The sequence below is a fragment of the Streptomyces sp. NPDC031379 genome (assembly GCF_055569615.1).
In genome coordinates, this window is the sequence record NZ_JBVIIT010000014.1 from 225,456 (window position 1) to 238,173 (window position 12,718).

Annotated in this window: 9 protein-coding genes; 3 read left to right on the forward strand and 6 right to left on the reverse strand. The window is 71.3% G+C overall.

Annotated features, from left to right (window positions below):
- Positions 1–54: 54 nt before the first annotated feature.
- The gene (locus ACZ5CW_RS21865) at positions 55–1,440 is read left to right on the forward strand and encodes an 8-oxoguanine deaminase (protein ID WP_468603776.1); all 1,386 of its coding nucleotides are present in this window, start codon (positions 55–57) and stop codon (positions 1,438–1,440) included.
- 277 nt (positions 1,441–1,717) lie between these two features.
- Positions 1,718–3,085, forward strand: coding sequence for a nucleobase:cation symporter-2 family protein (locus tag ACZ5CW_RS21870; RefSeq protein ID WP_468603778.1), 1,368 nt, complete (start codon positions 1,718–1,720; stop codon positions 3,083–3,085).
- A 79-nt stretch (positions 3,086–3,164) separates the two neighbouring features.
- Here ACZ5CW_RS21870 and ACZ5CW_RS21875 read toward each other — a convergent pair whose 3' ends face one another.
- Positions 3,165–3,962 (reverse strand): AraC family transcriptional regulator, encoded by a 798-nt coding sequence (locus ACZ5CW_RS21875; RefSeq protein WP_468603780.1) that lies wholly within the window; start codon positions 3,960–3,962, stop codon positions 3,165–3,167.
- 95 nt (positions 3,963–4,057) lie between these two features.
- Between ACZ5CW_RS21875 and ACZ5CW_RS21880 the strand changes: the two genes are divergently transcribed.
- Positions 4,058–4,912 (forward strand): SDR family oxidoreductase, encoded by an 855-nt coding sequence (locus ACZ5CW_RS21880; RefSeq protein WP_468603782.1) that lies wholly within the window; start codon positions 4,058–4,060, stop codon positions 4,910–4,912.
- Between the two features lie 21 nt (positions 4,913–4,933).
- Here ACZ5CW_RS21880 and ACZ5CW_RS21885 read toward each other — a convergent pair whose 3' ends face one another.
- The 5 genes from ACZ5CW_RS21885 to ACZ5CW_RS21905 form a co-directional block, all read right to left on the reverse strand.
- The gene (locus ACZ5CW_RS21885; RefSeq protein ID WP_468603784.1) at positions 4,934–5,356 is read right to left on the reverse strand and encodes an acyl-CoA thioesterase; all 423 of its coding nucleotides are present in this window, start codon (positions 5,354–5,356) and stop codon (positions 4,934–4,936) included.
- Between the two features lie 52 nt (positions 5,357–5,408).
- Complete coding sequence (locus ACZ5CW_RS21890; RefSeq protein WP_468603786.1) at positions 5,409–6,029, reverse strand: hypothetical protein; 621 nt, start codon at positions 6,027–6,029, stop codon at positions 5,409–5,411.
- 292 nt (positions 6,030–6,321) lie between these two features.
- Positions 6,322–6,921, reverse strand: coding sequence for a histidine phosphatase family protein (locus ACZ5CW_RS21895; RefSeq protein WP_468603788.1), 600 nt, complete (start codon positions 6,919–6,921; stop codon positions 6,322–6,324).
- Between the two features lie 96 nt (positions 6,922–7,017).
- Positions 7,018–7,827, reverse strand: coding sequence for a DUF4253 domain-containing protein (locus tag ACZ5CW_RS21900; protein WP_468603790.1), 810 nt, complete (start codon positions 7,825–7,827; stop codon positions 7,018–7,020).
- A gap of 58 nt (positions 7,828–7,885) precedes the next feature.
- Positions 7,886–12,718: RHS repeat-associated core domain-containing protein (locus tag ACZ5CW_RS21905; RefSeq protein WP_468603792.1), on the reverse strand; the 4,833-nt coding region annotated here is incomplete at its 5' end.

Below are 12,718 nucleotides of genomic sequence, written 5' to 3' on the forward strand. Positions count from 1 at the left end.
CCTCCCCGTGGACACTCCCCGTCCACGGGCCGCCACCACAGACAAGGAAGCACCATGGCACCATCGGCAGCCCAGCGCATCGTCATCGAGAACTGCGCGATCGCGACCGTGGACGCGGGCGACACGGAGTACGCCTCCGGCCACCTCGTCCTCGCCGGCAACCGCATCGAGTCGGTCGGCGCGGGCCAGGCCCCCGAAGGCCTCGACGACGTGGTGCGCCGCATCGACGCGACCGGCCACCTGGCCACGCCCGGTCTCATCAACACCCACCACCACTTCTACCAGTGGATCACCAGGGGCCTGGCCACCGACCACAACCTGTTCAACTGGCTCGTCGCGCTCTACCCCACCTGGGCGCGCATCGACGAGCAGATGACGTACGCGGCCGCCCAGGGATCCCTCGCCATGATGGCCCGCGGCGGTGTCACCACCGCCATGGATCACCACTACGTCTTCCCGCAGGGCTCCGGCGACCTGTCCGGCTCGATCATCCGGGCCGCCGCCGAGACGGGCGTCCGCTTCACGCTGGCCCGGGGCTCGATGGACCGCAGCGAGAAGGACGGCGGCCTGCCGCCGGACTTCGCCGTCGAGACGCTGGAGGGTGCGCTCGCCGCGACCGAGGAGACCGTCAGGAGGCACCACGACGCCTCCTTCGACGCCATGACGCAGGTGGCGGTCGCCCCCTGCTCGCCGTTCTCCGTCTCCACCGAACTGCTGCGCCAGGGCGCCGAGCTGGCCCGCCGGCTGGGCGTACGGCTGCACACCCACGGCTCGGAGACCGTGGAGGAGGAGAAGTTCTGCCACGAGCTGTTCGGCATGGGCCCCACCGACTACTTCGAGTCCACGGGCTGGCTCGGTGAGGACGTGTGGATGGCGCACTGCGTCCACATGAACGACTCCGACATCGCCGCCTTCGCCCGCACGAAGACCGGTGTGGCCCACTGTCCGTCGTCCAACGCCCGCCTCGCGGCCGGCATCGCCCGCGTACCCGACATGCTCAGGGCGGGCGTTCCGGTCGGCCTCGGCGTCGACGGTACGGCCTCCAACGAGTCGGGCGAACTCCACACCGAACTGCGCAACGCCCTGCTGATCAACCGCCTCGGCGCCCATCGCGAGGCCGCCCTCGACGCCCGCCAGGCGCTGCGGCTCGGCACCTACGGCGGCGCGCGGGTCCTCGGCCGGGCCGAGCAGACCGGCTCGCTGGAGCCCGGCAAGCTGGCCGACGTGGTGCTGTGGAAGATGGACACGCTCGCCCACGCCTCCATCGCCGACCCGGTGACGGCGCTCGTCTTCGGCGCCGCCGCCCCGGTCACCGCGTCCTTCGTCAACGGCCGGCAGATCGTCGAGAACGGCCGCCTGCTCACCGTCGACGAGGACGCCATCGCCCGCTCCACCCGCGAGGAGGCCCAGCGCCTCGCCCGGATCGCCGCCCAGAGCTGATCCGCCGGAGCGACCGGGCCGGCCGCCGCAAGGCCGGTCCGCCACAAGTCTCCGGTCGGGAGGGACGGCTCCCGGCCGGGACCGTGGATCCGAGCGGGATCCACGGCAGGCCGTCTCCGGAGCGCGTGCGGACGCGCGCGCCCCGGAGACGGTCACCCCAGCCCCTTCACCGCTCACCGCTCATGTGTCACCCCCGTCACGGTCCCGCACGACCACACGCACCACCTCCCAGAAACCCACGTCGACGTCGACGTGTTACCCGCCCGGAGGAGCCGCCGTGGCCGCCCATCCTGTTGACGAGAAACTCCCCGCCCTCAAAATGGCGACCAGCGGCCTGCAGCACGTGGCCGCCATGTACGCCGGAGTCGTCGCCCCACCCTTGATCGTCGGCGCGGCCGTGGGCCTCTCCGCGACCGACCTGACGTTCCTCACCGGCGCCTGCCTGTTCACCGCGGGCCTCGCCACCTTCCTGCAAACCCTCGGCATCTGGAAGATCGGTGCCCGGCTGCCCTTCGTCAACGGCGTCACCTTCGCCGGTGTCGCCCCCATGACCGCGGTCGTCGCCTCCACCGAGGACAAGTCCGACGCCCTGCCGATCATCTTCGGCGCGGTCATCGTCGCCGGCCTCCTCGGCTTCCTCGCCGCCCCCTTCTTCAGCAAGGCCGTCCGCTTCTTCCCGCCCGTCGTCACCGGCTCCGTCATCACCCTGATCGGTGTCTCCCTGCTGCCGGTCGCCTTCGGCTGGGCCCAGGGCCCCGACCCCAAGGCCGAGGACTACGGTTCGACGACCTACCTCACCCTGGCCGGCCTCACCCTGCTCCTCGTTCTGCTGCTGCGCCGCTTCACCCGCGGCTTCGTCAAGCAGATCGCCGTCCTGCTCGGGCTCGTCGTCGGCACACTCCTCGCGATACCGTTCGGCGTCACGGACTTCGGCCCCGTCGCGGACGCCGACGTGGTCGGCTTCCCCACCCCGTTCCACTTCGGGGCGCCCCAGTTCCAGCTCGCCGCCATCCTCTCGCTGTGCGTGGTGATGGTGGTCTCGATGACCGAGTCGACCGCCGACATGCTGGCACTCGGCGAGATCGTCGAACGTCCCGCCGACGAGAGGACCATCGCGGCCGGCCTGCGCGCCGACACCCTCGGCTCGGCGCTCAGCCCGCTCTTCAACGGCTTCATGTGCAGTGCGTTCGCGCAGAACATCGGCCTGGTGGCGATGACCCGGATCCGCAGCCGGTACGTCGTCGCGACCGGCGGCGGCTTCCTGGTCCTGATGGGCCTGTGCCCGATGGCGGCGTCCCTCATCGCGGTCGTACCCCGGCCGGTCCTCGGCGGCGCCGGCATCGTCCTGTTCGGCTCGGTGGCCGCGAGCGGTATCCAGACCCTGGTCCGGGCCGGCCTCGACAAGGACAACAACGTCCTGATCGTGGCCGTGTCCCTCGCCGTCGGGATCATCCCGATCACCGCGCCGGAGTTCTACCACTCCTTCCCCGAGACCGCGAAGATCATCCTGGACTCCGGCATCTCCACGGGCTGCGTGACGGCCGTGGTACTCAACCTGCTCTTCAACCACGTCGGCAAGGGACGCGAGGCCCACGACGTCACCCATCCGATGGAGGCGGGGGAGGAGATCGCCGCCGCGCACTGACACCGTGCGGGCGGGGCCACGGAGAAAGGCGCCGTGGCCCCGCCCGCGTGCCGGCCCCCGTGCCGTCGGTGCCCCGGACTCAGCCGCCCAGGGTCGCCCGGCAGGGCGTCGTCGCCGGCAGCCGGCCGGTGAAGTACGAGCGGGGCGGCACACCCATCAGGGCGCGGAAGTCGGACGTCATGTGCGACTGGTCGTAGTACCCGGTGGCGGCGGCGAGTTCGGACCAAGGGGCCGTCGGCGCCCGGGTGATGACGGTGCGCACCCGGTTGATACGGGCGTAGTGCTTGGGGGAGACGCCCACCCCCTCGGTGAAGAGGTTGCGCAACTGGCGTTCGCTGACCGCCAGATCGCGAGCGACATCACGTACCTGCGGCGGAGTCCGGTCCGTTCGGACCGACAGCGCGTCCGCGCCGGCCCGCACCAGCGCCGTACGGCTGGGGTCCGCGGCGGCCGACAGCCACTCGGGCAGCGCCTCGGCCAGGTACGGCACCACCTCCCCGGAGTCCAGCCAACGCAACCCGCCGGCGAGCCGGCGCGCCGTCCCGCCCGGCAGCCGGTCCAGCGGCACCGCGCGGCCGACCAGCTCGGCGGCCGGAACGCCCAGCAGGGGCCGGGCCGTCCCGGGTGCGAGCCGCAGCTCCACACAGGCGACATGGGCCTTGCCCTCGTGGTACGAGGCACGCACCCGGGGCCCGACGGCCAGCACGTCGCGGTGCCCGCCCGCCGCGACCCGCACCACCACCTTGGTGGCCGTGTCGGGAAGGTGGACGAAGGCGTCCTCGGCCGGTTCGGCGAGGGACACGCTCCGCACCCCGGAGATCCAGGGGCGCAGCACCTCGGGCGTGGTCAGGGCCTGTTCGGCGGTCGCGTTCGGCACCCCACCACCCTAGGCGCGCCGCACGCTCCGCGGGGCGGGCCGGGCGTGCCGGAATTTCCAAGTAACGGCCGCCCGTCCCGGCCCACTGTGGATTCATGATTCTGGTGACGGGTGCCACGGGCACCATTGGCAGTGAAGTCGTACGACAGCTCGCGGCGCGCGGTGAGAAGGTGCGTGCCCTGACGCGCGACCCGGCGAAGGCCCAGGCGCCGGCCGGGGTGGAGGTGGTGCGCGGGGACTACGGCGACCCGGGCTCCCTCGACGGTCCGATGCAGGGGGTGACGGCCGCCTTCCTCGTCGGTGTCCCGGGCCCGGCCGCGGACCACGACCGGGTGCTGGTGACGGCCGCGCGCGCGGCGGGAGTACACCGGCTGGTGAAGCTCTCCGCCATCGGCACCGGCGATCCCGAGGTCGGCCCGTCGGGCCTGTGGCACGTGGACGGTGAGCGGGCCGTCCGGGAGAGCGGCGCCGCATGGACGGTCCTCAGACCCTCGTCGTTCGCCTCCAACACGCTGAGCTGGGCGCAGGCGCTCCGGGCGGGCGATCCGGTGCCCAACATGACCGGGGACGGGACGTCCGGGGTGATCGACCCCCGTGACATCGCCGAGGTGGCGGTGGAAGCCCTGCTCGACGGCCGGCACGCGGGACGGACGTACACCCTGACCGGGCCCGAGGCCATCAGCGTCCCGGAGCAGGCCGCCGTGCTCGCCTCGGTCCTCGGCCGTGCGGTCACCACCCGGGACCTTTCGCCGGAGGAGACCCGTGACTTCCTGCGGACCGTCTGGGGCTTCGGTGAGGCGCAGACGGAGGGCGTCCTGACCGGCACCGCGTTCGTCCGCCGCGGCGGCAACGCGGTGGTCACGCAGGACGTACCCGGGGTGCTCGGGAGGGCGGCCCGGACCTACCAGGACTGGGTGCGCGACAACCGGTCCGCCTTCAGCGGGAGTTGACGCGCCGGGGCCGGGCGGCGGTCACAGGCCGAACAGACCGAGGTCCGTCGCCAGCTCCTTGAACACCTCCCGCGGATCGGCGAGCAGCCTGCGCTCCGTCAGGTTCATCATGCCGCCCACCGCGGTGACCTCGGCCGCCACGGTGCCGTCGGCCTTGCGTATCTCCTGCCGGATCCGGAAGGTCTTGCCGTCACCCCACTCGAACTCACAGGTCACGTCGACCTCGTCGCCGGCGAGCAGCTCCCGCCGGTAGCGGATCGTCGTCTCCAGTGCCACCGGGCCGACTCCCCGGCCCACGAGCCGGGCCTGGCTCACGCCGGCCGCCTGGAGCAGCGACCAGCGGGCGTGCTCCGCGTAGTTGAGATACACGGCCTGGTTGAGGTGCCCCTGGACATCGGTCTCGTAGCCGCGGACGGTCACACGGACGGAAAACGGTTCGGCCACTGCTTGCCCTTCTCACGTTCGAATCTCCGGTCGACCGATCTTGGCACGCCGGTCACGCCCGGCGCGGTGAGGCCAGCAGATAGCGCGCCCTCGTCCGCGGCTCGGTGTACTCGCCCGCCTGCCACCCGGCCCGGTCCAGCGTGGCCGCGCAGGCCGCCAGCGTCCCCGCGTCCGGCGCGTGCACCGCGACCGCCTCCGGCTGCGGGGTCGCCCGCACCCGGTACCCGTCCGTGTCCCCGCCCGCCGGGTGATGTCCCGCCGCCTCCAGGGCCAGCGCGGCGGCCCGCACCAGATGCGTACGCTCCCAGCCGCACGGCCGGTCCACGCAACCGTCGGGATTGGTCATCCGGCGCAGCTCCAGCAGCCCCTCCCAGGCACCGCGCACCTCGCGCAGCCGCGCCGGCCCCGACGGCGGGGCCTCCTCCTCGCCGCCGACGCGAGCCGCGAACACCCCGGTGGACGGCGCGGGCTCCTGCGCCGCCGCCGGCTCCGCCTCGCGGAGCCGGTGCCCGGCGGGGGTCAGGAAGTGATCGTGCGGCGGCCGCGGATGCCGGAAGGCGAGCCCCCGCTTCACCAGCGCCGCGAGCTGCGCCTCCGTGCCCCGCAACCGGCCGGTGACCGGATCGGCGGCCTCGATCACACGCCGCTGCGCGGCGGTCGGCGGTCGTGTCACGGCGCGCTCCCTCCGGTGCCCTCGCAGCCCGGAGCCGCCCGGCGGACGGCCCATTCGCAGGGTACGGGCCGGGTCTGACAACGGGCGGGGCCGCGAGGCGCCGGCGGACGACCGGGCCGGGCCGCACGGCAGCCGCCGGACACGGCCGCGGTTGCGTACAACCGCCTGCCGCCTGCCGCCTGCCGCCTGCCGCACGGCCGCCGGCCGGTGTGGTCACGGTCGCCCGGATCGTACGAAGTAAGCCCGGAGCGAGCCGCGCCGCCCGCGCACCCTGCCGACGGGCGTACCCCGCCTACTCCGGCGGCCGGATGTTCCACCCCGCCACCACGGGTCGGCCGTGCTCCGTGCCGAGGCGGCACAGGGTGCCCGTGGCCAGCTGGAAGAGGGCGCCGTGCTGGGGCGGGAGCCCCAGGCGGCGGGCGGTGAAGACGCGCAGGAAGTGGCCGTGGGCGACCAGGACGACGACGCCCTCGGTGTTGGCGAGGGCGGCGTCGACCTTGCCCAGCATGCGGTCGGCGCGCTCCCCGACCTGTTCCGGCGTCTCGCCCGGATGCTCCGGCGGCCCGGGGGCGACCCCGTCGGCGAACAGGAACCAGCCGGGCCGGCTCCGCTGGATCTCCACGGTGGTGACGCCCTCGTAGCCGCCGTAGTCCCATTCACGCAGGTCGGCGTCGACCCGCGCGTCATGGATGCCGATGAGCTGGGCGGTCTCCCTGGCCCGCTGGAGGGGGCTGACGAACGCCGCCCCGATCCGGTGCGAGCGGATCAGCGGCACCAGCCGTCGCGCCTCCTGCCGCCCGTGCTCGGTCAGGGGTACGTCGGTCCAGCCGGTGTGCCGTCCGGACCGTGACCACTCGGTCTCACCGTGCCGGACGAGAAAGAGGTCACCCATCAGCGCCCTTCCCGCTCGCCTGTCAGCACCGTGCCACAGGGCGGTCGCGGCCCGCAGGACGGACTCGGCCAGACGGCCGCCGCCGGTGGCGTGCGGTCAGTCCCACCAGAACGACCACACGGTCGACCCGGCCTGCCCGTTGGCGGTGTCCAGGACGTCGTCGAGGTCGTCGCAGTAGGCGTTGTGTTCGATGGCGACTTCGGCGATCGTGCGACGGTCGACAGGAGGGTGCTCGACCTGGAGCTGGACCTCCGTGCCGTTCATGAAGAACACCCGTGCGCCGTACCGGTCGCTCCAGTGCCGGAGGAACGCGGCGTGGTCACCGGGGGTGAGCGGGGTGCAGTCGGGGTAGGCCGTGGAGCCGTTGCTCAGGAATCCGGGCAGCAGCAGCGGCAGCCGGTGAGCCTCGGCCGTCTCGACGAGCAGCAGCCACAGGGGGCGGCTTCCCCACCGTTCCCGGAAGGCCAGCGGGTCACCGGGACGGGGTGTCCCGGACGGCTCGTCGAGCAGGTCCGCCAGCCGGGTGGCGTCGCGGAGCTGTTCCTCCTCGGCCCGGTCCTCCGGATAGGCCTCGGCGACGATGCGCGCACTCACCCGGCCGACGATGTCGGCCACGGTGCGGTCCGCGTCCTGTGCCGCCCTCTTCGGGGCGGGCGGGCCGGCCGCGGCGGCGGCCGCCACGAGTGCGTCCAGGTGCTCCTGGGAGGTGACGCGCGTGGTGAGGAGGGGCACCAGCCCCTCCGCGCGCCCCTGCCAGAAGCGCCAGGCCCGCTCGGCCTCGGCCGGCTCGACGGCCACGCCGTGGACCGCGGCCCCGCGGGGCGACCGCGCGCAATGCACGATCGCCCCCGGGGACACCAGTCCTTCGGTCGCCATGATGTGGCCGATGGCCTCGGCGTCCTTCACGGTGTCGATTCCTCAATCTCGAACGTCGGCGGGTCCGGGTGACGTCCGCACCCGGCCGTCACCGCACGTTCATCGTGAACAGGTGCTTGTCGACGTCGTACACGTAAACCGTGGAGAGGGTGGTGGGGTTGCGGATCACCGCGGTCCACACCTCCTTGTGGGCGGCCTCGGTGCTGACGCCCGGCACGCTCAGGTACACGGCGTCGGCACCCTGGTCGGCGGCCTTGCGCAGATGGTTCTTGATGTTCCGCTTGCCCGTCTGCTTGAACTCCGACCGTACTCCGTCCACCCAGGCGTCGAAGGACTTCGCGTTCTTGGCACCGTCCTGGGTGTACTTGCCCGTGTTGGAACCGCGGGCCACGACCTTGTGTCCGTCGAGCGCCAGCTTCAGCGCCATCTCGAACTCCTTGTCGTCGAACCCGTAGCCGTCCTTGTCCTCCGACACCCAGGACTCGTCGATCCGGTCCAGCGCCTTCTCGGCCATGTCCTCGAGGCCCTCGTGGGTCCAGGCGGCGTTGAAGCGGCAGGCCGCGCGCTCGCTGCCGGGCAACGCCCTGCAGGACCGCTTGTTGAGGTCGTCGATGTCGTCGATGTACTTACCGAAGAAGGTCTTGCCGGCCAGGATCTCCTCGAGTCGCTTCTTGCGCAGTTCCTCGGCCCGCTGGGCGTCGGTGTTGGCCTGCCGGTCCGCGGCGTCCTGCGTGCTGTTGGCCTTGGTCTTGTAGTTCTTGTCGGAGCCCAGGTCCCCGGTGTCCACGAGGGCCCACTCGCCCCCGTCGGGGGTGCACTGCTTGCAGAGGCCGCTCGGGTCGCTGTAGTTGACCGGGTCGTTGTCGGAGTAGCTGTACGAGTTCAGGTTCTGCGGCTCGTACGGGGTGTTCAGCGGGTCCGGGCTGAGGAACCGGCCCAGCTTCGCGTCGTACATCCGGGCGCCGAGGACCGACAGCCCCGTGTCGGTGTCCTCGCTCTTGCCGAGGAAGCCGTGGTCGGTTCCGGAGGGCAGTGTGGTGCTGCCGCGCTGGGCGCCGAAGGGGAGGTACTTGCGCCGGGCGGCGGTACCGGTGGCGGTGTCGACGGACAGCTGGGTCGAGGCCTGCTGGTCCGCCATGAGCCAGGTGAGCGTGCCGTTCCCGCCGGTGGCCACGCGCATGGCGACGTTGCCGTAGTACCGGGTGCCCTTGACGGGCTTGCCGGTCGGCTTGTGGATCTCCTGGCCGCCGAGGTAGAGGACGTTCTCGTCCTTGCCCTTGCGGATCAGCAGATCGCCGAGGGCGTCGTAGACGTAGCTGCTGCTCGCCGCTCCCGTCGTGGCGACGACATGGCCCAGTTCGTCCCACGTGTAGCCGGTGGTGACACCGCCTACCGTGCGGGAGTAGAGCTGGCCCGCGTCGTCGTACTGGTAGCCGTCGGTGCCGCTGGGGGTCTTCACCGAGGTGACGGCGTGCGGGTGGGCGGCGCCGGCGGTGTAGGTCGACTGGTCGGCGGAGTAGCCGGGGTAGACGTAGTCATTGACCTGGGCGCCGGTGGCCGTGGTGTTGGTGACCTTCTGCAGGTTGCCGATGCCGTCGTAGGTGTAGTCGAGCTGGTACGGGTCCTGCCCGGTGGCCAGGTCGGGGGCGAACGGTCCGGCGCAGCCGCCGGTGCTCTGGGTGGTCCAGGCCCGGGACAGCCGGCTCAGCTCGTCGTACGTGAAGCACTGGTGCTGGCCGCTGAGCCTGTCGGTCAGATCGGTGATCCGGCCGCCGGAATCCCGCAGGTAGTCGTCGTTCTGGACGGTGCCCTTCGTGCTGGTGGTCGTGGTGATGTTCTTCAGCCAGCCGGTGCCGGTGGCGTCCTCGTAGCTGTAGGTCCGCCGGGCCGTGGTGGTCGTGGTCGCCGTCGTGCCGTAGGTGCGGCCGGTGAGACGACCCAGGGTGTCGTAGTCGGTGGCGTCCACATAGGTGGCCAGCGGACTGGTGACCTTGTCGGGCAGGCCGTACGCGTCGTAGGTGGTGGTCACCTTCTCCGCGGGCAGACCGGCGGTGGGCTGGTAATCGACCGAGGTCTGGTGCCCGGCCGCGTCGTACCCCATCGTGACCGGGTACGTGCCCTCGAGCCCGGAGCCGTCGGCCGGGATCGTGACGGTGGAGTCGGTGACACGGCCGTTGACGTCGTAGCCGTCGATCCGCGTGGTGTACGCGTAGCCGCCCGCGTACGAGGTGCTCGAGGCCGGCCGGCCCTTTCCGTTCGTCGCCGTGTCGTAGGCCGTCCGGGTGAGCACGGTGCTGCCGTTCTGCACGGTCAGCGGGCGGTTGAGGGTGTCGTAGGTGTAGCTGAGGGTGACGCCCTTGCCGTTCTTGGCCGTCGCGACGTTGCCGTTGGCGTCGTAGGTGACCTCGGCGAGCCCCTTGGGGTCGGAGTCGGGCTCCTTGCCGCCGGTGCGTTCGCCGAGCCAGTTGTAGCGGTAGCTGGTGACGTTGCCCTTGGCGTCCGTGACCTGCTCGAGCAGACCGTTGCGGTTGTAGTCGTAGGACGTCGTGTACGTGGAGGGCCCGAACTCGACGACCTTGCTGACCTGCCCGAACACATCGGTGTAGGTGTTGGTGCGCTCGCCGGTGGCGGGCATGGTGGTGGTGTAGTCGCCGTGGTAGTTGGTGATCGTCTGACCCTGGATCTGCGGGTCGCCGTTCACCATGATCCGGGACTCGGTGGTGCGGCCGGCGTAGTCGATGACCAGGTCGGTGTAGGAGGGCAGGCTGTCCACGGTGGGCAGGACCATGCCCGAACCGGCGGTGCCGGAGTTGTAGAACGCCGAGCTGGTTCCGGTGACGTTGCCGGAGGTGTCGTACCGGGTGCTGGTCACCGTGCGTCCGGTGCCGGTCGGCGCGCGGGTCTGGGTCTCGCGGGTCCGGCCGAGCCCGTCCAGGTAGGTGTAGTTGACCAGGGTCGTCGAACCGGACTGCAGCGTCGTCGTGGTGATCTTCGGCGGGACGGTGGAGACCAGGTCGGGGACGCCCTCGCTGTTGTCCGACGTGGTGACGTCGTACGTGAAGGCGATGGTGGGCGTGCTGCCGGAGGCCTGGCCCGGCTTGAACACCTGCGACACCCGGCCGACCGCGTCCAGGACGATACGGGTGGTCTGGTTGTTGGCGTCCAGCACCTGGAGCGGGTTGCCCCACAGGCGGGAGTACCAGGTGGTGGTGGACTGCGGGGTGGCCGGACCGGTGCTTCCGTCGGGGTCGGGGGTGGTCACCTTGACGCCGTCGACGGGCCAGGAAGTGGCCGGCTGGTACGTCGTGGTGGTGGTGTTGTGCCTGCCGTCGGTCGCGGAGGTCTGCCGGCCGGCCTGGTCGAACTTGGCGGTCGCCTCGCGGTAGTCGTCGGCGTCCGTGTACTTGCGCACGGTGGTCGGGTGGCCGTCCGCAGGCTTGTTGGTGTCGACCGAGGTGGCGTTGTCGTACAGGGTGACTTCGTACGAGTCCTGGTTGGCGGACGAGCGCTTGGCGCAGTCCTCCGCGTAGTGCCGGCTCTCGTCGGGCAGCACCATCCAGCGCTGCACCGGGGAGTCGGTGAAGTAGTCGGTGTTGTAGGCGCGCCCGTAGGTGGTGCACCGGTTGTCGTCGAACGACGACAGGCCCCAGTCGTTGGTGCGCATCGGCAGGCCGTACTTGGTGCTGGCCGGCTCGGCGGTGTCGTACTCGTCCTTGACGGTGTGCTCGCGCCAGCCGCCGGAGGTCAGCTCGTCCGTGGTGATCTGGGAGTCGCGGACGAACCGGGCGTCGGGCAGGCCCTCGTACTGGGCGGTGTCGTACACCCAGTACTTGTGCCAGACGCGCTTGTGCGACTGGCCGGAGCCGTCGCGGTCGCTCGTCTCCAGGGTCTTGCCGTTCAGCCAGGCGGAGTCGGTCTTGGGCGCGCTGCCGCTGTCACCGTCGTCGACCGTGACGCTGCGGGTCTTGGACGGGTCGTCCTTGCTCGTGCGGTCGCCGTCCATGCCGCGGTACAGCCAGTAGTAGGTGGAGGCCGCGTTGGACTTGGTGCCGGTGTGGACCTCGACCTGCTGGTAGCCGCGCCACTCGGTCCAGGACTCGTCCTTGTCCTTGGTCAGCGGGTCGTTGGGGAACGCCCAGGCCGGCTTGCCCACGTAGTCGTAGGTGGTGGTCATCACCGGGTCGCCGTCGTTGCCGGAGCCCGATCCCGGGCCCGGGTCGACGCTCACCTTCGCGACGACGTACTTCTTGAACCAGCCCGTCTTCTCGTCCGTGGAGCCCTCGGGCACCCAGCGCTGCTTGAAGCAGGCCTGGGTGTTGTCGGACTCCGTGGGCGGGTTGTTGATGTCGCAGGTGTCCTGGTCGTCGTAGTTGCGGTAGGTGACGTTGACGAACGCGCCCAGGTCGTTGTGGATCTGTGTGACACGGCGGAAGTTGAGGGTGCCGCCGCCGAGCTGGTTGTCCCGCCACTCACCGTTGATGTTGATGGTGGGCAGGGTGATGTCGTCGCCGGTGCCGTAGCCGCGCCGCTGGATGTAGTCGAGCCAGAGGGTGTTGTCGATGGTGCCCTCGGGGTTGGGCAGCCCGTACTTCATCTGGTACTGCATGGCCGGGGCCCACGCAGAGTTGTCGTCGTCCCGGACGAAGGTCTTGACGTCCCACAGCATCTTGGTGGCGAAGAACGTCGGCGAGTACGTCTCACCCTTGATCGACTTGCAGCCGTCGTCGGCGGACGTGCCGTCGCACATCAGGTCGGTCGGCACGTCGGGGTAGGAGTCCGGGTTGCTGGAGATGCCCGGGCAGTCCGCGGGCTCACTGGCCAGCGGGTCCTTGTCGGCCATGCGCTCCACGCAGCGGCCGACGTAGCGCAGGTCGACCTTGGCGGGCAGCTGGGCGCCGGTGATCTGGGAGGCCCAGCCGTA